This is a genomic window from Roseateles sp. GW821-FHT09G09 (genome assembly GCF_059415965.1).
On sequence record NZ_JBWKOG010000001.1, the window covers coordinates 723,365 to 746,982 of the forward strand.

The 23,618-nt window shown below is 68.6% G+C and carries 18 protein-coding genes; 12 read left to right on the forward strand and 6 right to left on the reverse strand.

The genetic code is table 11. The annotated features are described in order from the left end of the window. Nucleotides 1-39: 39 nt before the first annotated feature. From AC07O8_RS03155 to AC07O8_RS03165, 3 genes are read left to right on the forward strand one after another with little or no spacing between them, the layout of a single operon-like run. A complete protein-coding gene (locus AC07O8_RS03155) occupies nt 40-2,091 on the forward strand; it encodes a GGDEF domain-containing protein (RefSeq protein WP_495046650.1) in 2,052 nt (683 codons plus the stop codon). After that, the gene (locus tag AC07O8_RS03160; protein ID WP_495046651.1) at nt 2,088-4,127 is read left to right on the forward strand and encodes a GGDEF domain-containing protein; all 2,040 of its coding nucleotides are present in this window, start codon (nt 2,088-2,090) and stop codon (nt 4,125-4,127) included. Before AC07O8_RS03155 ends, AC07O8_RS03160 begins: the two co-directional genes overlap by 4 nt. Before the next feature lie 45 nt (nt 4,128-4,172). Further along, nucleotides 4,173-5,165: a Bug family tripartite tricarboxylate transporter substrate binding protein gene (locus AC07O8_RS03165; RefSeq protein WP_495046652.1), complete on the forward strand. Its 993-nt coding sequence runs from the start codon at nt 4,173-4,175 to the stop codon at nt 5,163-5,165. A gap of 167 nt (nt 5,166-5,332) precedes the next feature. On the opposite strand, the gene AC07O8_RS03170 is transcribed toward AC07O8_RS03165, so the two are convergent. Beyond that, complete coding sequence (locus AC07O8_RS03170) at nt 5,333-6,118, reverse strand: exodeoxyribonuclease III (protein ID WP_495046653.1); 786 nt, start codon at nt 6,116-6,118, stop codon at nt 5,333-5,335. 372 nt (nt 6,119-6,490) lie between these two features. Here AC07O8_RS03170 and AC07O8_RS03175 point away from each other — a divergent pair, with 372 nt between their 5' ends. From AC07O8_RS03175 to AC07O8_RS03185, 3 genes are all read left to right on the forward strand, one after another. Beyond that, entirely contained in the window at nt 6,491-8,749 is a 2,259-nt protein-coding gene (locus AC07O8_RS03175; protein WP_495046654.1) for a TonB-dependent receptor, read from the forward strand. 209 nt (nt 8,750-8,958) lie between these two features. Continuing rightward, nucleotides 8,959-9,648 (forward strand): orotate phosphoribosyltransferase, encoded by a 690-nt coding sequence (pyrE, locus tag AC07O8_RS03180; protein ID WP_495046655.1) that lies wholly within the window; start codon nt 8,959-8,961, stop codon nt 9,646-9,648. After that, nucleotides 9,648-10,415, forward strand: a complete 768-nt coding sequence (locus AC07O8_RS03185) for a hypothetical protein (protein WP_495046656.1) — start codon at nt 9,648-9,650, stop codon at nt 10,413-10,415. Before pyrE ends, AC07O8_RS03185 begins: the two co-directional genes overlap by 1 nt. 57 nt (nt 10,416-10,472) lie before the next feature. On the opposite strand, the gene gatB is transcribed toward AC07O8_RS03185, so the two are convergent. The 3 genes from gatB to gatC are packed head-to-tail and all read right to left on the reverse strand — an operon-like array spanning nt 10,473 to nt 13,719. Then, nucleotides 10,473-11,927: an Asp-tRNA(Asn)/Glu-tRNA(Gln) amidotransferase subunit GatB gene (gene gatB, locus AC07O8_RS03190; RefSeq protein ID WP_495046657.1), complete on the reverse strand. Its 1,455-nt coding sequence runs from the start codon at nt 11,925-11,927 to the stop codon at nt 10,473-10,475. Between the two features lie 5 nt (nt 11,928-11,932). Further along, entirely contained in the window at nt 11,933-13,423 is a 1,491-nt protein-coding gene (gene gatA, locus AC07O8_RS03195) for an Asp-tRNA(Asn)/Glu-tRNA(Gln) amidotransferase subunit GatA (protein ID WP_495046658.1), read from the reverse strand. After that, entirely contained in the window at nt 13,420-13,719 is a 300-nt protein-coding gene (gatC, locus tag AC07O8_RS03200) for an Asp-tRNA(Asn)/Glu-tRNA(Gln) amidotransferase subunit GatC (protein ID WP_297524437.1), read from the reverse strand. The genes gatA and gatC overlap by 4 nt, the downstream gene beginning before the upstream one ends. Before the next feature lie 359 nt (nt 13,720-14,078). On the opposite strand from gatC, the gene AC07O8_RS03205 reads away from it, so the two are divergent. From AC07O8_RS03205 to rodA, 5 genes are read left to right on the forward strand one after another with little or no spacing between them, the layout of a single operon-like run. Beyond that, nucleotides 14,079-15,122, forward strand: coding sequence for a rod shape-determining protein (locus AC07O8_RS03205; RefSeq protein ID WP_067280645.1), 1,044 nt, complete (start codon nt 14,079-14,081; stop codon nt 15,120-15,122). 55 nt (nt 15,123-15,177) lie between these two features. After that, complete coding sequence (gene mreC, locus AC07O8_RS03210; RefSeq protein WP_297524436.1) at nt 15,178-16,155, forward strand: rod shape-determining protein MreC; 978 nt, start codon at nt 15,178-15,180, stop codon at nt 16,153-16,155. After that, nucleotides 16,152-16,673, forward strand: a complete 522-nt coding sequence (gene mreD, locus AC07O8_RS03215; RefSeq protein WP_495046659.1) for a rod shape-determining protein MreD — start codon at nt 16,152-16,154, stop codon at nt 16,671-16,673. The genes mreC and mreD overlap by 4 nt, the downstream gene beginning before the upstream one ends. 22 nt (nt 16,674-16,695) lie before the next feature. After that, nucleotides 16,696-18,825 carry a penicillin-binding protein 2 gene (gene mrdA, locus AC07O8_RS03220; protein WP_495046660.1) on the forward strand — a complete coding sequence of 710 codons (2,130 nt, stop codon included), beginning with the start codon at nt 16,696-16,698 and terminating at the stop codon, nt 18,823-18,825. After that, on the forward strand, nt 18,822-19,976 hold the full coding sequence (rodA, locus tag AC07O8_RS03225) for a rod shape-determining protein RodA (protein ID WP_495046661.1): 1,155 nt from the start codon (nt 18,822-18,824) through the stop codon (nt 19,974-19,976). The genes mrdA and rodA overlap by 4 nt, the downstream gene beginning before the upstream one ends. 50 nt (nt 19,977-20,026) lie before the next feature. Here the strand turns inward: rodA and AC07O8_RS03230 are convergent, their stop codons facing one another. Beyond that, on the reverse strand, nt 20,027-21,532 hold the full coding sequence (locus tag AC07O8_RS03230) for a sensor histidine kinase (protein WP_495046662.1): 1,506 nt from the start codon (nt 21,530-21,532) through the stop codon (nt 20,027-20,029). A gap of 8 nt (nt 21,533-21,540) precedes the next feature. Next, nucleotides 21,541-22,212, reverse strand: a complete 672-nt coding sequence (locus tag AC07O8_RS03235; RefSeq protein WP_495046663.1) for a response regulator — start codon at nt 22,210-22,212, stop codon at nt 21,541-21,543. Nucleotides 22,213-22,528: 316 nt separating this feature from the next. On the opposite strand from AC07O8_RS03235, the gene recA reads away from it, so the two are divergent. Further along, nucleotides 22,529-23,575 (forward strand): recombinase RecA, encoded by a 1,047-nt coding sequence (gene recA, locus AC07O8_RS03240; RefSeq protein WP_495046664.1) that lies wholly within the window; start codon nt 22,529-22,531, stop codon nt 23,573-23,575. The last annotated feature ends 43 nt before the right edge of the window (nt 23,576-23,618 follow it).

Consider the following 23,618-nt stretch of genomic DNA (forward strand, 5'->3'; position numbering starts at 1 on the left):
TCGGTCTTCATGCCCCTCACGCCTTCGGAACTCCGCGCCGTGGCCCTCGCGCTCGCCTTGAGCCTGGGGGTGCCGCTGCTGTCCGGTTGCGGCCCGGGAGACGGCGCCGGATCGCGCGGGTCCGCCGTCTCGGCCGCGCCGGCGGTGCAGGACCGGGCGCTGCAGGCCGAGCTCGAACAGCAGGAGCGCGTCGGACAGGCGCATCCGCGCGATCACGTGCGCGAGCTGCAGGCGATCGAGACACGCGCCGCGGTGGGCAGCGCCGAACGGCTGGAAGCGCTGAGCCAACGCGCCGCGCTGCTCGCGCAGCTGCGCGATCGCAGCGGCCATGAGGCGGCGCTCGAAGCGATGAAGGCCTGGCCGGAGGCCGCGCCGACGCGGGCGCAGATCCCGCTGGCGCTGATGCTGGCACGCGCGCAGTGGCTGAAGGCCAACGGCGAACTCGGCGCCGGGGTGCGCCTGCTGGGCGGGCTGTCCGACATCGACGCCGCGACCGCCGACCGGCGCCTGATGTGGCGGGCGACCGAACTGCGGGCCTACATGCAGGGCGACTACGGCGAGGTCGACGCGGCGGTCGAGAGCGGACTGAAGGCGCTGGAACAGGCGCGCGCGATGGAATCGCGCTGGCGTGCCGCGGCCACCGAGGCCACGCTCGCCTTCAACTATTTCCGCAGCCAGCAGGTCGACCACGCCAAGCGCACGGCGCGGGAGGCGCTCCAGACCGCGCAGCAGGATCCCGATCCGGTGCTGCTGTACTCGGTCCACACCATCCTGGGCATCGTGTACTCGCAGGACGAGGATCCGAAGCTCAGCCAGCAGGCCCGCGAACAGGCGCTGCAGTACGCGCGCGAGGCGCAGGCGCCGGGCCTGCAGGCCCTGGCCCTGGGCAACCTCGCGGACTACGAGCTGCGCAGCGGCAACTACGCCCGGGCGCTGGAGATGTCCACGCAAAGCCTGGCACTGGCGCACGAGACCGGCGACATCTCCACCGAGATCCTGGCGCGGCACAACTCGGGGATCGCCAAGATCGGGCTGCGCAAGCTGGAGGAGGGCAAGCGCGACGTGCTGCAGGCCATCACGATGGACGCCCAGCGCGAGGCCGGCAGCTACACCGCCGAGTCCTGGCTGGAGCTGGGCACCTACCTCGAGAAGTTCGACGATCTGCCGGGCGCGATCGAGGCCTTCCATCAGTCGCGCAAGGAGTTCGACGAGGTGCTGCGCGACGAGACCCGCCGCACGGTGCTCGAGGCGCAGGCGCGTTTCGAGGACCAGCAGCGCCAGCGCGAGATCCGGCTGCTCAACCAGGACAACAGCCTCAAGGCCGAGCAGATCCGCACGCGCGACCTGCAGCTGAAGCTGTGGGCGGAGGTCGGCGGTTGCGTGCTGCTGTCGGGCGCCTTGCTGGCCCTGGCCTACCGGCGCATCCGCCGCACGAATGCGGCGCTGGCGCAGACCAACGAATCGCTGCGCGTGCAGAGCGAGCGCGATCCGCTGACGGGGCTCGCCAACCGGCGCCACTTCCAGCAGGCCGTCGCGCAACGCACGCGCGACGGCGGGCTGCGCGGCAGCCTGTTCCTGATCGACATCGACCACTTCAAGCGCATCAACGACCAATGGGGCCATGCGGCCGGCGACACGGTGCTGGTCGAAGTCGCGCGCCGCCTGCGCGGCGTGTTGCGCGAGCAGGACCTGGTCGTGCGCTGGGGCGGCGAGGAGTTCCTGATCCTGGTGAACTCCGAGGCCACCGAGGACGCGCGCCAGCTCGGCCAGCGGCTGCTGGACCAGATGGGCGGCCAGCCGGTCGACCACGGGCCGCTGCGCATCCCGATCAGCGCGTCCATCGGCTTCGCGAGCTTCCCGATGGCGCCGCAAGACCTGACGCTGGAATGGGAGCGGGCCATCGACCTCGTCGACACCGTGATGTACATGGCCAAGGCGCACGGCCGCAACAAGGCCTACGGCGTCGCGGCCATGCAGGCCCGCGATCGCGACCAGCTGCTGGCGCTGGCCGGCCGCATCGAGTCCGCCTGGCACCAGGGGCAGGTGCAGCTCGTCAGCCTGCTCGGACCCACGCAGGAGCCCCGCGCATGACGACACGGGTGCGCGCCCTGCTGACGATCGCCCTGCTGGGACTGGCCCTGGGCGCGGCGATGCCGGCGCGCGCGGACATCCCCGACCGCGCGCTGGATGCGCAGCTCGCGCAGCTGGACCGCTTCGGCTACAACGAGCCGGAGAAGGCGGCGCAGCAACTGCGGCTGCTGTTGGCCGACCCCGCCCACGCCAGCCATCGGTTGCACATCGAATACACGCTGGGCCGCAACGCCGTCCAGGCGGGACGTCCCGAGGACGTGCGCCGCATCGCCGGCGAGCTCGAGTCGCGGCCCGGCGGGCGACCGCTGTCGCGCATGCTGCTGGCCGAGCTGCAGGACCGGCAGGGCCAGACCGGCCGCTCCGGCGAGATGGCGCAGCTGGCGGTGGACGAGTTGTCGCCCGCCTGTTCGCCTGCATCGACGTCGGCGGTTCCTCCCGGCTGCGACGCGCGCGTCATGATCCAGGCCTTGCGTCTGGTCGCCCGCGCGCAGGGCGCGCGCGGCGAATATGCGTTTGCCGAAGCCTCGTTGCGGCGGGCGCTGTCCCTGGCGCAGGCGATCCAGGACCACAGCGCGTCCGGCACGATGATGGGGTCGCTGGCGGTCAACAGCCAGGTCCGGGACGAGTCCGCCGCGGCGCAGCAGTGGATGGCCCAGGCCTGGCAGCTCGCGCAGGGGGACATCTCGGCGATGAGCCGCGCGAAGATGGTCGAGTCGATGGTCGCCTCGCGGCGCGGGGACCGGACGGCCCAGCTCGCCGCGCTGGAAGACGCGTTGAGGCTGGCCGAGCAGTCGGGCGGGCGCCGCGACGTGGCGCTGCTGCAGAACAACCTGCTCGACGCCTACATCCACACCGACCAGCCCGCCAAGGCCGTGCAGCTCGCGCGTCTGGCGCTGCCGGTCGTGCAGTCCTACAACGACCAGACCGTGGAACGCACGCTGCGGCACAACCTCTCGGTCGCGCTCGTCCAGCAGCGCCAGTTCGAGCCGGCGCGGCGCGAGATCGCCCGCGTCCTCGAGATGGCCCAGGGCGACTTCGATCCCGTGCGCCGCGCGTTGCAGTTGCGGGAACTGGGCGAGGCCTACGCCAAGGTCGGCCAGGCGAAGGAGGCGTTGCGGCTGTATCACGAGGAGCGCGCGCTGAGCGCGGACACGGCGCGGCGCAACCGCGAATCCTCGCTGCAGCAGCTGCGGCTGAAGTACGACAGCGAGGCCAAGCAGCGTGACCTCGAGCTGCTGCGCCGGGAGCAGACGCTCAAGGACAGGGAACTCGGCAACCGTCGCCTGGCGCAGTACGTCGGCGTCGGGCTGGCGACCTTGCTGGGGCTGTCGCTGATCCTGATGGGCGTGATGCTCGCCCGCGTGCGCGACGCCAACCGCAAGCTGAAGGCCAACCAGAGCCTGTTGCGCGCGCAGAGCGAGCGCGATCCGCTGACGGATCTTGCCAACCGCCGTCACTTCCTCGCGGTCATGGACCGCCATGCGAAGGACATGTTCACCGGCGCGCTGCTGATGATCGACATCGATCACTTCAAGCACGTCAACGACCGGCACGGCCACGCGGCCGGCGACGCCGTGATCATCGAGGTCTCGCGCCGCATCGCGCAGGCGGTGCGGGCCGAGGACCTGGTGGTGCGCTGGGGCGGCGAGGAATTCCTGGTCTTCGCGCGCAACGTCGCGCCGGACCAGCTGCAGCTGCTGGCCGAGCGCATCCTGTTCATCGTCGGCGGCGAGACCATCCCCACCGCCGCCGGGTCGCTGCGCGTGACCTGCTCGATCGGCTTCGCGCATTTCCCGCTGCCGCCGGCGCAGCTGGCGCTGCATTGGGAACAGGCGGTCAACTGGGCCGACATGGCGCTCTACACGGCCAAGTCGCAAGGCCGCAACCGGGCGCGCGGCATCGTCACCGTCGAGGCGGGCGACGCGCAGGCGCTGATCCAGATCGAGGCCGACTTCGATGCCGCCTGCAGCTCGGAGCGCGTGCAACTCCAGACCCTCCTGGGTCCGGAATCCCCCGAGGTCTCCGGCGCCGACTAGTCGCCCATACTGGGGCGGCCAAGATCACAACATCGGAGACGCCCCATGAGCTTGAACCGCCGCGCGTTGCTCGCGCTGTCGTCCACTGTCTGGTTGCCCGAATTCGTCCGCGCGCAATCGACCTGGCCCTCCCGCCCGCTGCGCATCGTCGTGCCCTTCCCGCCGGCCGGCACCACCGACCTCATGGCGCGCGCGATGGCGCCCGAGCTGCAGAAGGCGCTCGGCCAGCCGGTCATCGTCGAGAACAAGCCCGGCGCGGGCGGCAACACCGGCTCGGCCGACGTGGCGCATGCGACCGACGGGCATTCGCTGCTGATGGGCACGGTGGGCACGCATGCGATCAACCAGTCGCTGTATCCGAAGATGCCTTTCGATCCGGTCAAGGACTTCGCGCCGATCACGCTGGTCGCGGCGGTGCCGAACGTGCTGGTGATGAACCCGGCGAATGCGCAGAAGTACGGCATCAACAGCGTCGCCGATCTCGCGCGTGTCGCCAAGGCCAACCCGGGCAAGCTGAACATGTGCTCCAGCGGCAACGGCACCTCCATCCATCTGGCGGGCGAACTGTTCAAGAGCCTGACCGGCACCTACATGATCCACTTCCCCTACCGCGGTTCCGGTCCGGCCTTGCTGGACTTGATGGGTGGGAACATGGACCTGATGTTCGACAACCTGCCCTCGGCACTGCCGCACATCAAGTCGGGCAAGTTGAAGGCCATCGCCGTGACCAGCGCGAAGCGCAGCGAGGCGCTGCCTGACCTGCCGACGATCGCCGAGAGCGGCGTGCCGGAGCTGAAGGCCTTCGAGGCCACGTCGTGGTTCGGACTGCTGGCGCCGATCTCCCAGCCTGCCGATCAGGTCGCGCGGGTGCAGCGCGAGGTGGCGAAGGCCTTGGCGACGCCCGTGATGAAGGAGCGCATGGCTGCGCAGGGCGCGGTCCCCGGCGGCGGCACGAGCGCCGAGTTCGCCGCGCTCATTGCCCGCGAGACGGCCAAGTGGGCCAAGGTCGTGAAGGTATCCGGCGCCAAGGTCGACTGAGCCCCCTCGACGACACCTCTCGACCGCGCCTCTCGACCGCGCCCCTCTATCCGAAGCCGGCGCTGCCGGCGCCCCTCAGAGCGAATGCCGAGCGTGAGGAGGCGATTGAGCGGCGAGGGGCGCCGGCAGCGTCGGCTGGCGCAGTCAAAGAAGAAGCCGCCGCGAACTCAGAACTTGAAGTCGTAGTCGATCGTCAGCGGCGCGTGGTCGCTGAATCGCTGGTCGAGGTAGATGGCCTCGCGCGTGGCCAGATGGGCCATGCCGGGCGTCGCCAGGTGGTAGTCCAGGCGCCACCCCACGTTCTTCGCCCAGGCCTGGCCGCGGTTGCTCCACCAGGTGTACTGATCGGGCTTGTCGTTGAGCAGACGGAAGACGTCGACCAGCCCGATGTCCTTCTCGAGCAGGCGGGTCATCCAGTCGCGTTCCTCGGGCAGGAAGCCGCTGTTCTTCCGGTTGCCCTTCCAGTTCTTCAGGTCGATCTCCTTGTGGGCGATGTTGACGTCGGCCACGAGGATGAACTCGCGCTCTGCGCGCAGGGCCATCAGGTAGGGGTACATCTCCGCCAGGAAGCGGAACTTCGCGGCCTGGCGCTCCTCGCCGCTGGAGCCGCTGGGGAAGTAGCAGCTGATGAGGCTGAGCTTGCGTCCGGGCTTGTCGAAGCGCTTCTCGATCCAGCGGCCTTCGTTGTCGAACTCGTTGCTGCCGAAGCCGACGATCACGTCGCTGGGCATCTCCTTGGTGTAGAGGCCGACGCCCGAGTAGCCCTTCTTCTGCGCGTAGTGGAAGTGCCCGGTGAGGGTGTCGTAGCCCGCGAACTGGGACTCCACGATGTCGGCTTGCGCCTTGAGTTCCTGCACGCCGACCACGTCGGCCTGCTGCGGCGGCAGCCAGTCGAAGACGCCCTTGGTGGCGGCCGAGCGGATGCCGTTGAGGTTGAGGGTGATGAAGCGCATGGGCGGTGGACGGGTGACCCTGGAAGAGGGCGGCAGTATCGCAAAGCCCCGTTCCGAAGTTGGCAGCAGCGGGGGAATCGAGACCTCCCTAGGAGGGCGCGTACTCATCCGGATGGGGGAACGCGGTGCACCACGTAGCGCCCGGGCCGTGCGCCGACGACGCCCATTCGGGCGACACGCGAGCGGGTGCTGTGTTTGGGCAACAGAAAACGCACCGTCATGGTGCCTAGGGTGACGGCTTTATGACGAACTTGCTAGATTCGCGTCCACCGCGCCAACCCGCGCCACATTTTTGCTGCCTGTGACGCCGGTTTATCGATCGAAGTCGCAGGCGTCGCCCCCGGTTCCCCATCCTTCCCCGGAGTACTCCCCATGAATCGATCTGCCACCCAGCGCGCTGCCGTTCCGGCCCTGCGCGAGGCCGCCGTGGCCGTCTCGCTCGCCCTGCTCGCCTGGCCCGTGATGGCCCAGGAAGCCGCCGACGCGTCCACCAAGGAAAAGGGTCAGCTCGAGACGGTGACCATCACCGCCGAGCGCCGGGTCGAGAACATCAAGGAAGTGCCGAACGCGGTCACCAAGATCTCCGGCGAGAAGCTGGACGTGCTGAACTCCGCCGGCCAGGACGTGCGTTTCCTGTCGGGTCGCGTGCCCAGCCTGAACATCGAATCGTCCTTCGGTCGCGCCTTCCCGCGCTTCTACATCCGCGGCTACGGCAACACCGACTTCCGCCTGAACGCCTCGCAGCCGGTCTCGCTGGTGTATGACGACGTCGTCCAGGAGAACCCGATCCTGAAGGGCTTCCCGGCTTTCGACCTGGCCGCCGTCGAAGTGGTGGCGGGTCCGCAGGGCACGCTCTACGGCCGCAACACGCCGGCCGGCGTCGTGAAGTTCGATTCCGTCAAGCCGTCGCAGCGCCAGGAAGGCTACCTGAACGTCTCCTACGGCAACTACGGGACGATGAACCTGGAAGGCGCCGCCAACGTGCCGCTGACCGGCGACTGGTCCGCCCGCATCTCCGCGCAGATCCAGCATCGCGACGACTGGGTCAAGAACCAGGTGCCCACCGGCAAGACCGGTGAGCTCGAGGGCTACGACGACCGCGCCCTGCGCCTGCAGGCGCTGTACCAGCCGCACAAGGACTTCAGCGCCCTGTTCAACTTCCACGGCCGCGACCTGAAGGGCAGCGCGCGCGTGTTCCGCTCCTCCATCATCAAGACCGGCACCAACGACCTGGTCGACGGCTTCGATCCCGAGAAGGCCTACACCGACGGCGTCAACGAGCAGACCCTGCACGCCACCGGCGGCAGCGCCCGCCTGCGCTGGGGCCTGGGCGCGATCAACCTGTACTCGATCACCGGCTACGAGTCGGTGCGCCCGTTCAGCCGCGGCGACGTGGACGGCGGCTTCGAATACTTCGGCCCCAAGCCCTACACGCACGAAGGCCAGGCGACCTTCCCGTCGGAGTCGTCGAGCTCGATGGACGGCCACCGCCAGATCACCCAGGAGTTCCGCGTCGAATCCGCCGCGGCCGGCCCGCTGCGTTGGCAAGGCGGCCTGTACTTCTTCGACGAGCGCTACACCGCGCGCAGCACCGACTACACGACCGCGACCGGCGCCGCCGCCGGCTACGTCGACACGTACCAGAAGAACACCGCGTGGGCGGCCTTCGGCTCGGTGAACTACGCGGTCACGCAAGACTTCCAGCTGCGTGGCGGCCTGCGCTTCACCCACGACAAGAAGGACGTCAAGGTCACCAGCGACTACACCGACCTGAACACTTCCACCGGCGTCACGGCCAACACCGGCGACTCCAAGTGGAACTGGGACGTGTCGGGCACCTACAAGCTGACCAGCGAGACCAACGTCTACGCCCGCGTGGCCACCGGCTTCCGCGCGTCGTCGGTCCAGGGCGCGTCGCGCTTCGCGGGTCAATCGCAGGCCGCGCCGGAAAACGTCACTTCCTACGAAGTGGGCGTGAAGTCGGACTTCTGGGATCGTCGCGCGCGCCTGTCGGCCAGCGCCTTCACCTACACCGTGAAGGACCTGCAACTGACCGCCGTCGGCGGCCAGAACAACGCGAACCGTCTGCTGAACGCCAGGAAGGCTGAAGGCAACGGCGTCGAACTGAACCTCGAAGTCCTGCCGGTCGATCAACTGCTGATCACCCTGGGCGGCAGCCTGAACAACACCAAGATCCGCGACAACACGCTGTCGCTACCGGCTTGCGGCGGCGGTTGCACGATGACGGATCCGCTGGTGGCGGGCTCGACGACCAACTACAGCATCGACGGCAATCCGCTGCCGAACGCGCCGAAGTGGGTCGCCAACCTGACCGCGCGCTATTCGATCCCGACCGCGGCCGGCAACGAGTTCTACATCTACACCGACTGGGCCTACCGCTCGAAGGTCAACTTCTTCCTGTATGAGGCCAAGGAGTTCACCGGCAAGGCGCTGACCGAAGGCGGCCTGCGCGCCGGCTACATCTGGAACAACGGCAAGTACGAGGTCGCCGGCTTCGTCCGCAACATCACGGACCAGATCCGTGTGACCGGCGCGATCGACTTCAACAACAACACCGGCTTCATCAACGATCCGCGCACCTACGGCGTCCAGTTCAAGGCGATCTTCTGATCGGCTGAACCACGCTGCTTCGCGCAGCACAGCGGCCGCGGGCCGCCCTGCAAAAAACAGGCCTGCTACCGGCGACGGAGCAGGCCTTCTTCTTGCTTGAACGGCGGGATTCAGGCGACATGACGCGTCGTGTCACCCCCAAGGTCGCCAGGACCCACGCCCTACAATTCCGCCCCAATTTCACTGTCACGCCTCGACGTCGCGCCGCCATGACCACCGCCGCCTCCCACCCCGATGCCCAGGACGCCCTGGCCCAGGAATTCGTCGCCTTCGCCGTGGACACCGGCGTGCTGCGCTTCGGCGAGTTCAAGACCAAGGCGGGGCGTCTGAGCCCGTACTTCTTCAACGCCGGATTGTTCGACGACGGTCTGAAGATCGGCCGGCTGGCGCAGTTCTACGCGCAGCGGCTGCTGGCCTCGGGCGTCGAGTTCGACATGATCTTCGGCCCCGCCTACAAGGGCATCACGCTGGCCGCGGCCGTCGCGATCGAGCTGGCGCGGCTGGGCCACAACAAGCCCTTCGCCTACAACCGCAAGGAAGCCAAGGACCACGGCGAGGGCGGCACGCTGGTCGGCGCCAAGGTCCAGGGCCGCGTGCTGATCATCGATGACGTCATCTCCGCCGGCACCTCGGTGCGCGAATCGATCGCGATGATCCAGGCCGCCGGCGCCACCCCCTGCGGCGTCGCCATCGCGCTGGACCGCCAGGAGAAGGCGGCCGAGAACGGCCAGGATCTTCCCTGGTCGGCGGTACAGTACGTGCGTGACCAGTTGAAGCTGCCGGTCGTCGCCATCGCGGGGCTGTCGGACCTGCTGCAGTATTTGCAGACCACCAGCAGCACCGCCGTCTCCGCTCACGCGACGGTGGTCCATGCCTACAGAGATCGCTACGGAGTCTGATGCGCGCTTCCCTTTCCCGCCGTCTGCTGTCCCGATCCTTCGCGGGGGCTGCGCTGTCCGGTCTGCTGCTGACCGGCGCGCTGGCGGGTGCCGCCTGGGCGCAGACCAAGGCAGCGCCGCCGCCCAACATCTACACCTGCACGACGCCCGATGGCCGCCGGCTGACTTCCGATCGACCGATCCCGGAGTGCCAGGCGCGTGAGCAGCGCGTGCTGAACTCCGACGGTTCGGTCCGGAAGATGGTGCCGCCGGCGATGTCGCCGGAGGAGCAGTCGGCCTTCGATCAGCGCAAGCGCATGGAGGAGGTCCAGCGCGCCGCCCAGCAGGATGCGGTCCGTCGCGACCGGAACCTGCTGCAGCGCTATGCCGATCAGGCCGCGCACCAGCGCGCCCGCGAGGCGGCGCTCGACGACATCCGCGAGGCGATGCAGCAGTCCGAGAAGCGCCTGCAGGTGCTCGCCGCCGAGCGCAAGCCGATGCTCGACGATGCCGAGTTCTACAAGGGCAAGCGCATGCCGATGAAGCTGCAGCATCAGCTCGACATGAACGACGCCGCCGCCGCCGCGCAGCGCGAGTCGATCGACAACCAGAAGGCCGAGATCGTGCGCGTCAACAAGCTCTATGACGAGGAGCTGTCGCGGCTGAAGCGGCTGTGGGCCGGCGCGGCGCCGGGCTCGCTGGAGAAGGCCGCGACGCCGCCCGCATCGCCGCCCGCGCCTGCGGCCGCGAAGCCACCGGTGCAGGCCTCGCCGGCCAGCGGACGCTGACGCTGCTGGCGCTGACGCGCGGCGTGGAGGCCCGTCGGGCCTCCGCCGCCCGTCCGCTCAGGCGCCGAGCTTCTTCTTCAGCAGATCGTTGACGGCCGACGGATTGGCCTTGCCCTTCGTCGCCTTCATCGCCTGACCGACGAGCGCGTTGAACGCCTTCTCCTTGCCGGCGCGGAATTCCTCGACCGACTTGGCATTGGCCGCGAGCACCTCGTCCAGGATGCGCTCCAGCTCGCCGGTGTCGCTCATCTGCTTGAGGCCCTTGGCGTCGATGAGCGCATCGACATCGCTGCCTTCGCCCGTCCACAGCGCCTCGAAGACCTGCTTCGCCGCGTTGTTGGAGATCGTGCCGTCCTGGATGCGCTTGATCAGCGCGGCCAGCAAGGCTGGCGTGACCGGCGCGGCGTCGATGCTGCGCTCTTCCGAGTTGAGCCGGCGCGAGATCTCGCCCATCACCCAGTTCGCCACGAGTTTCGGCGCGCCGCAGCCGTCGCGCGCGGCCTCGTAGAAGCGCGCCGTCGCCAGGCTCTGCGTCATCATCGTCGCGTCGTAGGCGGGCAGGCCGTCGGCCTCCTGGAAGCGAGCGGCCATCACGGTCGGCAGTTCAGGCATCTCGCCGCGCACGCGCGCCACCCAGTCCGCCGAGATCATCAGCGGCGGCAGGTCCGGATCGGGGAAGTAGCGGTAGTCCGCCGCGTCCTCCTTCGTGCGCATCGCGCGGGTCTCGCCGGTGTTCTCGTTGTAGAGCACCGTCGCCTGCTGGATCGTCAGGCCGTCCTCGATCTGGTCGATCTGCCAGTTGACCTCGAAGTCCACCGCGTCGACCAGGTGGCGGAAGCTGTTGAGGTTCTTGATCTCGCGGCGCGTGCCGAAGGGCGCGCCGGGCTTGCGCACCGAGACGTTGACGTCGCAGCGGAACGAGCCCTCCTGCATGTTGCCGTCGCAGATGCCCAGCCACATCACCAGCGCGTGCAGCGTCTTCGCGTATTCGACGGCCTCGGCGCCGGAGCGCATCTCGGGCTCCGAGACGATCTCCAGCAGCGGCGTGCCGGCGCGGTTCAGGTCGATGCCCGACTGGCCGTGGTAATCCTCGTGCAGGCTCTTGCCGGCATCCTCTTCCAGATGCGCGCGGGTGAGCTTCACGACCTTCTTCTCGTCGCCGACGAAGAACTCGATGTGACCGCCCTGCACGACGGGGATCTCGTACTGGCTGATCTGGTAGCCCTTGGGCAGGTCCGGATAGAAGTAGTTCTTGCGGGCGAAAATCGACAGCGGCGCCACCTTCGCGCCGACCGACAGGCCGAAGCGGATGGCGCGCTCGACCGCGCCGCGGTTCAACACCGGCAGCGTACCGGGCAGCGCCAGGTCGACCGCGCTGGCCTGCGTGTTGGGCGCCGCGCCGAAGGCGGTCGACGACCCGCTGAAGATCTTCGATTCGGTCGAGAGTTGGACGTGGTTCTCCAGGCCGATGACGACCTCGTAACCCCGCACCAGTTGACTGTTCTTGCTCATGACGTTCACACCCCCGCCGGCGTCTGGCGATGCCAGTCGGTCGCCTGTTGCAGCGCGTGCGCGGCATGCAGCAGGGTGCCTTCCTTGAAGTAGTTGCCCAGCAGCTGCAGGCCCACGGGCATGCCGCCCTCGCCGCTGCCCACCGGCACGCTCATGCCGGGCAGGCCGGCCAGCGAGCCGGGCAGCGTGAAGATGTCGGCGAGGTAGGCCTTGACCGGATCGTCCGCGCCCTCGCCCTGCTTCCACGCGACCGTCGGCGCCACCGGGCCGGCGATCAGGTCGCAGTGCTGGAAGGCCTGCTGGAAGTCGTCCGCGATCATGCGGCGCAGCTTCTGCGCCTGCAGGTAGTAGGCGTCGTAGTAGCCGTGCGAGAGCACGTAGCTGCCGATCATGATCCGGCGCTTGACCTCGGCGCCGAAGCCTTCGGCGCGGGTCTTCTCGTACATGTCGATCAGGTTGCCGTAGTCCTTGGCGCGATGCCCGAACTTCACGCCGTCGAAGCGCGACAGGTTGGAGCTCGCCTCGGCCGGGGCGATGATGTAGTAGACCGGGATCGCGAGCTCGGTGCGCGGCAGCGACACGTCCACCAGCGTCGCGCCGAGCTTCTCCAGCTCGGCCAGGCCCGCGCGCACGGCACCGTTCACGTCGGCGGACAGCGCCGCCGGGAAGAATTCCTTCGGCAGGCCGATGCGCAGGCCCTTGAGCGGCTGCGTCGCGGTGGCGCCTTCACGCGCCGTCAGCATCTGCGCGCTGAAGTCCTGCGGCGGTTGCTGGACGCTGGTGGCGTCGCGCTCGTCGAAGCCGCTCATCGTCGACAGCAGCAAGGCGCAGTCCTCGGCCGAGCGCGCGAACACGCCGGCCTGGTCCAGGCTGGAGGCGAACGCGATCATCCCGTAGCGCGAGCACACGCCGTAGGTGGGCTTGATGCCGGTGATGCCCGAGAAGCTGGCCGGCTGGCGGATCGAGCCGCCGGTGTCGGTGCCGGTCGTCGCGGGGACAAGGCCCGCGGCCACGGCGACCGCCGAACCGCCCGACGAGCCGCCCGGCACGCGCGTGCGGTCCCAGGGGTTCAGCGCCTTGAAGTAGGCGCTGTTCTCGTTGGCGGAGCCCATCGCGAACTCGTCGCAGTTCAGCTTGCCCAGCGAGACGGTGCCGGCGGCGTTCAGGCGTTCGACGACCGTCGCGTCGAAGGGGCTCAGGTAACCCGCGAGCATCTTCGAGCCGGCCGTGGTCGGCATGTCGCGGGTGACGAAGATGTCCTTGTGCGCGAGCGGCACGCCGATCAGCGCGCCGGCCTCGCCCTGCGCCAGCCGCGCGTCGGCGTCCCTGGCCCGGGACAGCGCATAGGCTTCGTCGATGTGCAGGAAGGCGCCGAGATCCTTCGTCGCGGCAACACGCGCAAGCAGATGTTGCGTCAGCTCGGTGCTGGAGACGGTCTTGGCGCGCAAGGCGCGGCCGAGCTCGGCCACGCCGAGTTGGTGGAGGGGCGGGGTCATTCGATGACTTTCGGGACCAGGAACAGGCCGTCCTCGACGGCGGGAGCGCTGCGCTGGTTGAGCTCGCGCTGGTCGGTTTCGGTGACGCGGTCCTCGCGCAGCCGCAGGGCCACCTCCTGCACCGCCGACAGCGGCGTGTAGAGGGGATCGACGCCGCTGGTGTCGACCGCGCCCATCTGCTCGACGATCGAGAAGAAGCCGTTGAGCTGGGGCAGCAGGGCGGCCTGCTCGTCGCCGGAAAGTTGCAGCCGGGCCAGTTTGGCGATGCGGCTGACGTCGTCGTGGGTGAGTGCCATGGGGATGTGCTCGTGGGCCGGTCGGACAAGCGGGTCGCCGGGCGCGCGAAACATTCGACGAACGCTGACGGAAGGCTTGCAGACGGGCCAAACCAGGGGGTGATCAGTTATTATCCCCGCTTATCTCCATGAGCCGAGGCTGCCAGCGCAGCCTCGTTCCTTATGGCAAGGAATCTCGCTCGCGCGGACGTCGCCGGTCCGCGCGATTACTCGACACGAACCGCCCCGAATCGCAGCCGCCCGGACAGAACGCAGACGAACGCCGCTTGATGCCGTCGAATGCCGCCGATTGCGTGTAGTTCGACGATGACTGGCGGCCCCAGGTGCCGAAGCGTCTTGTCCAGGTCTTGCCTACACACATGTTCGCCTCCCTGCGCCGCTATTTCTCCACCGACCTCGCCATCGACCTGGGCACCGCCAACACGCTGATCTACGTCCGCGGAAAAGGCGTGGTGCTGGACGAGCCGTCCGTCGTCGCCATCCGCCATGAAGGCGGGCCCAACGGCAAGAAGACCATCCAGGCCGTCGGCCACGAAGCCAAGGCCATGCTGGGCAAGGTGCCCGGCAACATCGAGGCGATCCGCCCGATGAAGGACGGCGTGATCGCCGACTTCGTGGTCACGGAGCAGATGATCAAGCAGTTCATCAAGATGGTGCACGACACCAAGCTGCTGCGTCCGTCGCCCCGCATCATCATCTGCGTCCCCTGCGGCTCCACGCAGGTCGAGAAGCGCGCCATCCGCGACGCCGCGCTGGGCGCGGGCGCCTCGGAGGTCTACCTGATCGAGGAGCCGATGGCCGCCGCGATCGGCGCGGGCCTGCCGGTGTCGGAAGCGTCGGGCTCGATGGTCATCGACATCGGCGGCGGCACGACCGAGGTCGGCGTGATCTCGCTGGGCGGCATGGTCTACAAGGGCTCGGTCCGCGTCGGCGGCGACAAGTTCGACGAGGCCATCATCAACTACATCCGCCGCAACTACGGCATGCTGATCGGCGAGCCGACCGCGGAGTCCATCAAGAAGAACATCGGTTCGGCCTTCCCCGGCTCCGAGGTCAAGGAGATGGAAGTCAAGGGCCGCAACCTCAGCGAGGGCGTGCCGCGCAGCTTCACGATCTCGTCCAACGAGATCCTGGAAGCGTTGACCGACCCGCTGAACCAGATCGTCTCGGCCGTGAAGAACGCGCTGGAGCAGACCCCGCCGGAACTGGGCGCCGACATCGCCGAGCGCGGCATGATGCTGACCGGCGGCGGCGCGCTGCTGCGCGATCTGGACCGGCTGCTGGCCGAGGAGACCGGCCTGCCGGTCCTCGTGGCCGAAGACCCGCTGACCTGCGTGGTCCGAGGTTGCGGCATGGCCCTGGAGCGCATGGAACGCCTGGGCTCGATCTTCACGAACGAATAAGTGGATGCGGCCCCGGACGGCCGCTTTGCGTTGAATCTCCTTCGCTGAGACCTCCATGCCTCTCGGCACTCTCGACCGCAATCCACCGCCGCTGTTCCGCGAAGGCCCGTCCGCGTTGACGAAGCTGGCCTTCTGCGCGGCATTGGCGGTCTTCCTCATGGTGGCGGACTCCCGCTTCCAGGTCACGGCGCCTGCCCGCGCGGGGTTGGCGCTCGCCCTGCATCCGCTGCAGCGCGCGCTGCTGGCCCCCGTCGATGCCTGGGAGCAGGCCGGCGACTACGCCCGCGGCATGGAGAAGGCCACCGAGGCCGAGAACCAGGCCCGACAGCAGCTCGCCTCGCAGGCGGTCATCCTGAGCCGCGCGGCGCAGCTGCAGGCCGAGAACACGCGCCTGCGCGCGCTGCTCGACCTGCGCGAGGCGCTGCCGGTGAAAGGCCTCGCCGCCGAGGTGCTCTACGAGGCGCCGGATCCGTTCTCGCGCCGCATCGTCATCGATCGCGGCGGCCATGGCGGCGTGCGGCTCGGCGCGCCGGTGGTCAATGACGCCGGCGTGCTCGGGCAGGTGACGCGGGTCTACCCGCTCTCCGCCGAAGTGACCCTGCTGACCGACCGCGACGCCACCATCCCGGTGCTCAACACCCGCACCCAGCAACGCGGCGTCGCCTATGGCGGCGAGCGCGGCGTGATGGAGCTGCGCTTCATTGCCGCCAACGCCGACATCAAGCCCGGCGACGCGCTCGCGACCTCGGGCCTGGACGGGCTCTATCCGCCGGGCCTGCCGGTGGCGAAGGTCGCCGAGGTCGAGCGCCGCGGCGACACCAGCTTCGCGCGCGTCGGTCTGGCGCCGATTGCGCAGCCCGACAGTGCGCGTCACGTGCTGGTGCTGGAGCCGCTGGAAGGCCAGGAGTCGGCCCGCACCGAAGCCGCGCAGGAAGCGGCCAGCGCGGCGAACGCCGCCGCCGCCGAAGCCGCCAGCCGGCCACCGCGCACGCGCGCCTCGGCCGCGTCCGCGCCGAAAGGAGGCACCCGATGATCATGCCCCGTGGCGCGAGCCAGCTGCTGCTGCCCGCCAATCCCCTGTTCATCGCGTTCAGCCTGGTCGTCGGCCTGCTGATCGACATGGTCCCCGTCGGACGGCAGCCCTGGATGCCGGACGTGCTGGCGCTGGTGCTGGTGTTCTGGAACGTGCACCAGCCGCGCCGCGTCGGCGTGGGCTGGGCCTTCGTCTTCGGCCTGATGATCGACGTCCACCATGGCGCGCTGCTCGGCCAGCACGCGCTGGCCTACAGCCTGCTCGCCTTCGGCGCGGTCGCGCTGCATCGGCGCCTGTTGTGGTTCACGCTGGGCGCGCAGGCCCTGCACGTGTTGCCGCTGTTCGTGCTCGCGACGGCCATCGCGTTGATCGTGCGCCTGATGGTCGGTGGGATGTGGCCGGGCTGGAGCCTGCTCCTGGCACCGCTGCTGCAGGCGGCGTTGTGGCCGATCACGGCGGCGCTCCTGCTGGCGCCCCAGCGTCGCGCGCCGGATCCCGACGCGCACCGCCCGCTCTGAGCGCGCCGGGAACACGCCCGCGATGACGGTCATCAAGAACCTCCAGGCGGAGCTGAGCCGCTTCCGGCTGCGGCTGTTCGCCGCGGCCGCCTTCGTGCTGTTCTGCTTCGGCCTGCTCGTCGCGCGCCTCGTCTACCTGCAGATCACGCAGCACGACACGCTGCTCGAGCGCGCCGAGACCAACCGCGTCTCCGTCGTCCCCATCGTGCCGAACCGCGGCCTGATCGTCGACCGCAACGGCGTGGTGCTGGCGAGCAACTACTCGGCCTACACGCTGGAGATCACGCCGTCCAAGGTCCCGGACCTCGAGCGCACGATCGACGCGTTGTCCGCGGTCATCGAGATCCAGCAGCGCGACCGTCGCCGTTTCAAGCGGCTGATGGAGGAAAGCAAGAACTTCGAGTCGCTGCCGATCCGCACGAAGCTGACCGACACCGAGGTCGCCCGCTTCGCCGCGCAGCGCTTCCGCTTCCCGGGCGTGGACATCAAGGCGCGCCTGTTCCGCAGCTACCCGCTGGGCGACATCGGCGCGCACATGCTGGGCTACATCGGCCGCATCAACCAGGCCGAGAAGAAGGCGATGGACGACTGGTCCGAGGAGGACGTCGCCAACTACCGCGGCACCGAATACATCGGCAAGCTCGGCCTGGAGCAGGCCTACGAGCGCGAACTGCACGGCCAGACCGGCTTCGAGGAGATGGAGACCAGCGCCGGCGGCCGCGCGGTGCGCCGGCTGCGCAACCGCCCGCCGACGCCGGGCAACACACTGCACCTGTCGGTCGACATCAAGCTGCAGGCGCTGGTGGAGCGGCTCTTCGGCGACCGTCGCGGCGCGTTGGTCGCGATGGATCCGCGCAACGGCGAAGTGCTGGCCTTCGTCTCCAAGCCGAGCTTCGATCCCAACCTGTTCGTCGACGGCATCGATGCCGACAGCTGGCGTGAGCTGAACGAGGACATCGACAAGCCGCTGCTGAACCGCGCGTTGCGCGGCACCTATCCGCCGGGCTCGACCTTCAAGCCGTACATGGCGATGGCCGCCCTGAACACCGGCAAACGCGCCGCCAACGTGGTGATCCAGGACAACCTGAACTACAGCTTCGGCGGACGGGTGTTCGGCAGCGCGACCGGCGACCGCGCGGGGCCGAAGGACATGCGACTGGCGATCGTGACCTCGTCGAACGTCTACTTCTATTCGCTGGCCAACGAGATGGGCGTGGACATGATCCACGACCAGCTCGAGCCCTTCGGCTTCGGCCGCAGGACCGAGATCGACCTGCAGGGCGAGGTGACCGGCATCCTGCCCAGCACCGAGTGGAAGCGCCGCGCATACAAGCGGCCGGAGCAGCAGAAGTGGTACGCCGGCGAGACGATCTCGCTGGGTATCGGACAGGGCTACAACAACTTCACGATGCTGCAGCTGGCGACGGCGATGTCGACGCTGTCCAGCGGCGGCGAGCGCTACCGGCCGCGGCTGGTGCGGGAGATCGAGGATGTCGTCAAGCACACGCAGCGGCGCGTCGCGAGCGATGCGCTCGAGCCGCTGGCGCTGCGCAAAGCGGACGTCGACGTGATCCGCAACGCGATGCATGACGTGACGCTGGAAGGCACGTCGCGCGCGGTGTTCGCCGGCGCGCAGTATCAGAGCGCCGGCAAGACCGGCACGGCCCAGGCGGTCGGCCTGCGCGCCGGGCAGACCTACAGCAGCATCAAGGCGGACGAGCGCAAGCGCGATCACTCGCTGTACATCTCGTTCGCGCCGTACCAGGCGCCGACGATCGCCGTGGCGCTGATCGTCGAGAACGCGGGCTTCGGCTCCGAATCGGCGGCGCCGATCGCGCGCCGCGTGTACGACTACGTGCTCACCGGCACCTACCCAAGCGAAGAGGACATCGCCAAGGTGCGGGTCGGCCAGGTCGGCGCGCCCATCGGCACGCCGCGTCGTGTCGAAGACATCCCGCTGCCCAACGCCGCGGCCAGCGCGCCGGAGGCGGCCGCATCGGCAGCTTCGACGCCCACTTCGACGCCCGCTTCGACGCCCGCTTCGACGCCCGCTTCGGCCCCCGTTTCAGCGCCGGTGCGGACGACGTCCGCCACGCGGTCCGCTGCGTCCGCTCCGGCGGCCACACGTCCCACGCCGGGAGCCTCACGATGAGCGCCGTCTTCAGCAAACCCAGCCTGCTGCAGCGGGTGAAGCCGCTGTTCCAGGGGTTCGACATCCCGCTGCTGCTCGCGATGGCCTGGCTCATGGGGCTGGGTCTGATGTGCATGTACTCGGCCGGCTACGACCACGGCACCCGTTTCGTCGATCACGCGCGCAACATGGCCCTGGCCATGGGCGTGCTGTTCGTGACCGCGCAGGTGCCGCCGCAGCGGCTGATGCAGCTCGCGTTGCCGCTCTACGCCATCGGCGTCACCCTGCTGATCGCGGTGGCGCTGTTCGGCATCACGAAGAAGGGCGCGACGCGCTGGCTGTACGTCGGCACGCAGATCCAGCCGTCCGAGCTGCTGAAGATCGCCGTGCCGCTCATGCTGGCCTGGTGGTTCCAGAAGCGCGAAGGTCAGCTCCGGCTGCCGGATTTCGTCGCCGCGTTCATCCTGCTCGTCGTGCCGGTCGGGCTGATCGCGAAGCAGCCGGACCTCGGCACCTCGCTGCTGGTGCTGGGCGCGGGCCTGTACGTGATCTTCTTCGCCGGGCTGTCGTGGAAGCTGATCGTCCCGGCGCTGGTGCTGGCCGGCGCGGGCATCACGGCGCTGGTCCTCAGCGAAGACCAGATCTGCCAGCCCGACGTGAAATGGGTCGTGCTGAAGGACTACCAGAAGGACCGCGTCTGCACGCTGCTGGACCCCACGAAGGACCCGCTGGGCAAGGGCTTCCACATCATCCAGGGCGAGATCGCGATCGGCTCGGGCGGCGTGACCGGCAAGGGTTTCATGAAGGGCACGCAGACGCACCTGGAGTTCATTCCGGAGCGGACGACCGACTTCATCTTCGCCGCCTACGGCGAAGAGTTCGGGCTGATCGGGGCGGCCGGGCTGCTGATCGGCTTCACCGCGCTGATCCTGCGCGGACTGGCGATCGCGCATGAGGCGCCGACGCTGTTCTCCAGACTGCTCGCGGGGGCGATCACGCTGAGCTTCTTCACCTACGTGTTCGTGAACATGGGGATGGTGACCGGCATCCTGCCCGTGGTGGGGGTGCCGCTGCCGTTCATCTCGTACGGGGGAACGGCGATGGTGACCTTGGGTCTGTCGCTGGGGATGCTGATGTCGATCGCCAAGAGCCGGGGCGGGACGCAGCGCTGACCAGGCGGCGCCACGGGCCGCTCCCGCCGTGCTTCCGGTGGCGAGGGCGCTCAGGCATGGGCACTCGACAACGGATGCGCCGCGAACCGGACCGTGAAGCGCGCGCCGGGTCCGACGCCGTCCGACTCCGCCTGCCGGCGCGCCCGCGTGTCGTCGACCGCGATCTCGGCCTCATGCTGCTGGACGATCTCGCGCACGATCGCGAGGCCCAGGCCGGAGCCGTCGACGTTGGTGCCCAGCGCGCGGTAGAACGGCTGGAAGATCTGCTCGCGTTCCGACTCGACGATGCCAGGCCCCGAGTCCTCGACCTGCAGGACGCAGACCTGCCCGAACGGGTCCTCGACCACGCGCACGGTGACCGTGCCGCCGCTGGGCGTGTAGAGCAGCGCGTTGTCGACGAGGTTGCGGATCAGCTCGCGGATGAGCAGCGGATGCCCGTTGATGCGCAGACCCGCCTGGCTCGCCTCCGGTCCCTCGTAGCCGAGGTCCAGGCGCTTCTCCATCGCGCGCGGCACGAAGTCGCGCACCGTCTCGATCGCCAGCACCGCCAGGTTCACCTCGCTGCGGCGCGCGGCGTGTTCCTGGTCCTCGGCGCGGGCCATCGCGAGCAACTGGTTGACCATGTGCGCCGCGCGCTGGCTCGACACGGCAATCTGCTTCAGCGAGCGACGCAGCTCCGCCGGAGAACTGCGACCTTCGTCGATCTCGCGCTGCGCCAGCTCGGCCTGCGTGCGCAGCCCGGCAAGCGGCGTCTTCAGCTGATGCGCGGCGTCCGCAAGGAAGTGCTTCTGCGAGCGGATCGACTGGTCGAGACGCTCCAGCAGGTCGTTGATGGCCTGCACCAGCGGCGCGACCTCGTCCGGGATGCGTTGCTCATCGATGGGGCTCAGGTCCGAGCTGTCGCGCGAGCGGATGCGCCGCTGCAGATCGTTCAGCGGCGCGATGCCTCGCGCCAGCGCCAGCCACACCAGCAGCACTGCCAGCGGCAGGATCACGAACTGCGGCAGGATGACGCCCTTGATGATCTCGTTGGTCAGCCGGGAGCGCTTGCCCAAGGTCTCCGCGACCTGCACCAGCATCATCCGGTCGCTGCCCGCCATCCCCTCCGGCACCACCCACAGGTAGGAGATGCGCACCTGTTCGTTGTTGACTTCGTCGAAGCGGCGGTTGACCTCCCAGGGGACGATCGGCGGCTCCACTTCGGGGACCGGCAGTTGGGCGTCACCGCTGAGCAGTTCACCGCGCAGGCCGAGGACCTGGTAGTAGACGGTGTCGGACTCGTCCGCGCGCAGCAGCGCGGCCGCCTCGGGCGCCAGCGCGTAGCGCGAGCGGCCGCGCTTCGCGACCGCGTCACCGGGGGCGGGTTCCGTCACCACCTGCAGCCCGAGCGTGCGCGCCATCTCGTCGAGCTCGCGGTCGTAGGGCTTGTTGGCGATGCCCTGCGCCACCAGCCAGGTCAACGCGACGCTGATCGGCCAGATGACCAGCAGCGGGGCGAGCATCCAGTCGAGGATCTCGCCGAACAGCGAGCGGTGACCGGAGGAATCAGCCGCCATGCGGCAGCTCAGCCGGGAATCTTCTCAAGGCAATAGCCCAATCCGCGCACCGTGGCGATGCGGATCGGCCCCTGCTCGATCTTCTTGCGCAACCGATGGATGTAGACCTCGATCGCGTTGTTGCTGACTTCCTCGCCCCATTCGCACAACCGCTCGACCAATTGGTCCTTGCTCACGAGGCGCCCGGCGCGTTGCAGCAGGACTTCCAGCAGCGACAGTTCCCGCGCCGACAGTTCCACCATCTGCTCGTTGATGTAGGCGACCCGGCCAGTCGCGTCGAAGCTCAGCGGCCCATGGCGGATCACGTTCGACGCGGTGCCGAGTCCGCGCCGCGTCAACGCGCGCACGCGGGCCTCGAGTTCCTGCAGCGAGAACGGCTTGGCCATGTAGTCGTCGGCGCCCAGGTCCAGCCCCTTGACGCGCTCCTCGATGCTGTCCGCCGCGGTCAGGATCAGCACCGGCACGGCCGAGCCGCGCGCGCGCAAGCGTCTCAGCACTTCGAGGCCGTGCAACTTGGGCAGTCCCAGATCGAGGATCAGCAGGTCGAACTCATGCGAGGCGAGGGCCGCATCCGCCTCGCTGCCGCTGCCGACCTGGTCGACCGCGCAGCCCGACGCCCGCAACGAACGCAGCAGGCCGTCGGCGAGGACCTGGTCGTCTTCGGCGATCAAGATGCGCATGTGTCGTCCCCTCTGGTCATGGAGACATTCTAGGGAGCGGTCCGTCGGTGTTCCCTAGGCGTTTCCGAGGCGTCTGCCAAGGCGACTGTCGGGGGTGCCGGGTCAGGCCGGCGACAGGTTCGAATGAAGGCGCTTCCCACCCCTGAGGGAAAAAAGCGGCAATCGGGCGACTGGCTCATCCTGTGAGCCAGCAACTGCCTAAGATGGCGCCATCGACCTTCCACGGCCCTTCACAGCGGGCCGACGGACTCGACAAAGTACTGTACAGATATACAGATTGCGCCATAATCCGCCGCAGCCAACAGGAGAAGATTGCATGGACGCCCCCGTGAAGAACGCCAACACCGAAAAAGCCAAGGCCCTGCAGGCCGCCCTCGCCCAGATCGAAAAGCAGTTCGGCAAGGGCTCGATCATGCGACTGGCCGAAGGCGAGAAGATCGAGGACATCCAGGTCGTCTCCACCGGCTCGCTGGGCTTGGACATCGCGCTGGGCGTCGGCGGTCTGCCGCGCGGCCGCGTGGTCGAGATCTACGGCCCGGAATCCTCCGGCAAGACCACGCTGACGCTCCAGGTCATCGCCCAGATGCAGAAGCTGGACGGCGTGTGCGCCTTCATCGATGCGGAACACGCGCTCGACGTCCAGTACGCACAGAAGCTCGGCGTCAACCTGCAGGAACTGCTGATCAGCCAGCCCGACACCGGCGAACAGGCGCTGGAGATCGTGGACTCGCTGGTGCGCTCCGGCTCGGTCGACCTGATCGTCATCGACTCGGTGGCCGCGCTGACGCCGAAGGCGGAACTTGAAGGCGAAATGGGCGACTCGCTGCCGGGCCTGCAGGCCCGCCTGATGAGCCAGGCGCTGCGCAAGCTGACCGCCACCATCAAGAAGACCAATTGCACCGTCGTCTTCATCAACCAGATCCGCATGAAGATCGGTGTGATGTTCGGCAGCCCGGAAACGACGACCGGCGGCAATGCGCTGAAGTTCTACGCGTCGGTGCGTCTGGACATCCGCCGCATCGGCTCGATCAAGAAGGGCGAGGAAGTCATCGGTTCCGAGACCAAGGTCAAGGTCGTCAAGAACAAGGTCGCGCCGCCGTTCAAGACGGCGGAGTTCGACATCCTCTACGGCGAAGGCATCAGCCGCGAGGGTGAGATCATCGACATGGGCGTGGCTGCCAAGATCGTCGAGAAGGCCGGCTCCTGGTACGCCTACGGCGGCGAGAAGATCGGTCAGGGCAAGGACAACGCGCGCGAGTTCCTGCGCGAGAACGCGGACCTGGCGGTCGAGATCGAGAACAAGATCCGCGATTCGCTGGGCGTCCCGCTGCTGGGAGCGACGCCCGGCGGCGACGCCGAGTAAGCGCGGGGCAGTCGCATGACCCCGCCAGAGGGTCGGCGGGGCC

Bases quoted from the DNA above. Each gene is read 5' to 3' on its own strand.
- AC07O8_RS03160 (WP_495046651.1), top strand. From the start codon at position 2,088: ATGACGACACGGGTGCGCGCCCTGCTGACGATCGCCCTGCTGGGACTG.
- AC07O8_RS03165 (WP_495046652.1), top strand. From the start codon at position 4,173: ATGAGCTTGAACCGCCGCGCGTTGCTCGCGCTGTCGTCCACTGTCTGG.
- AC07O8_RS03170 (WP_495046653.1), bottom strand. From the start codon at position 6,118: ATGCGCTTCATCACCCTCAACCTCAACGGCATCCGCTCGGCCGCCACC.
- AC07O8_RS03175 (WP_495046654.1), top strand. From the start codon at position 6,491: ATGAATCGATCTGCCACCCAGCGCGCTGCCGTTCCGGCCCTGCGCGAG.
- pyrE (WP_495046655.1), top strand. From the start codon at position 8,959: ATGACCACCGCCGCCTCCCACCCCGATGCCCAGGACGCCCTGGCCCAG.
- AC07O8_RS03185 (WP_495046656.1), top strand. From the start codon at position 9,648: ATGCGCGCTTCCCTTTCCCGCCGTCTGCTGTCCCGATCCTTCGCGGGG.
- gatB (WP_495046657.1), bottom strand. From the start codon at position 11,927: ATGAGCAAGAACAGTCAACTGGTGCGGGGTTACGAGGTCGTCATCGGC.
- gatA (WP_495046658.1), bottom strand. From the start codon at position 13,423: ATGACCCCGCCCCTCCACCAACTCGGCGTGGCCGAGCTCGGCCGCGCC.
- gatC (WP_297524437.1), bottom strand. From the start codon at position 13,719: ATGGCACTCACCCACGACGACGTCAGCCGCATCGCCAAACTGGCCCGG.
- AC07O8_RS03205 (WP_067280645.1), top strand. From the start codon at position 14,079: ATGTTCGCCTCCCTGCGCCGCTATTTCTCCACCGACCTCGCCATCGAC.
- mreC (WP_297524436.1), top strand. From the start codon at position 15,178: ATGCCTCTCGGCACTCTCGACCGCAATCCACCGCCGCTGTTCCGCGAA.
- mreD (WP_495046659.1), top strand. From the start codon at position 16,152: ATGATCATGCCCCGTGGCGCGAGCCAGCTGCTGCTGCCCGCCAATCCC.
- mrdA (WP_495046660.1), top strand. From the start codon at position 16,696: ATGACGGTCATCAAGAACCTCCAGGCGGAGCTGAGCCGCTTCCGGCTG.
- rodA (WP_495046661.1), top strand. From the start codon at position 18,822: ATGAGCGCCGTCTTCAGCAAACCCAGCCTGCTGCAGCGGGTGAAGCCG.
- AC07O8_RS03230 (WP_495046662.1), bottom strand. From the start codon at position 21,532: ATGGCGGCTGATTCCTCCGGTCACCGCTCGCTGTTCGGCGAGATCCTC.
- AC07O8_RS03235 (WP_495046663.1), bottom strand. From the start codon at position 22,212: ATGCGCATCTTGATCGCCGAAGACGACCAGGTCCTCGCCGACGGCCTG.
- recA (WP_495046664.1), top strand. From the start codon at position 22,529: ATGGACGCCCCCGTGAAGAACGCCAACACCGAAAAAGCCAAGGCCCTG.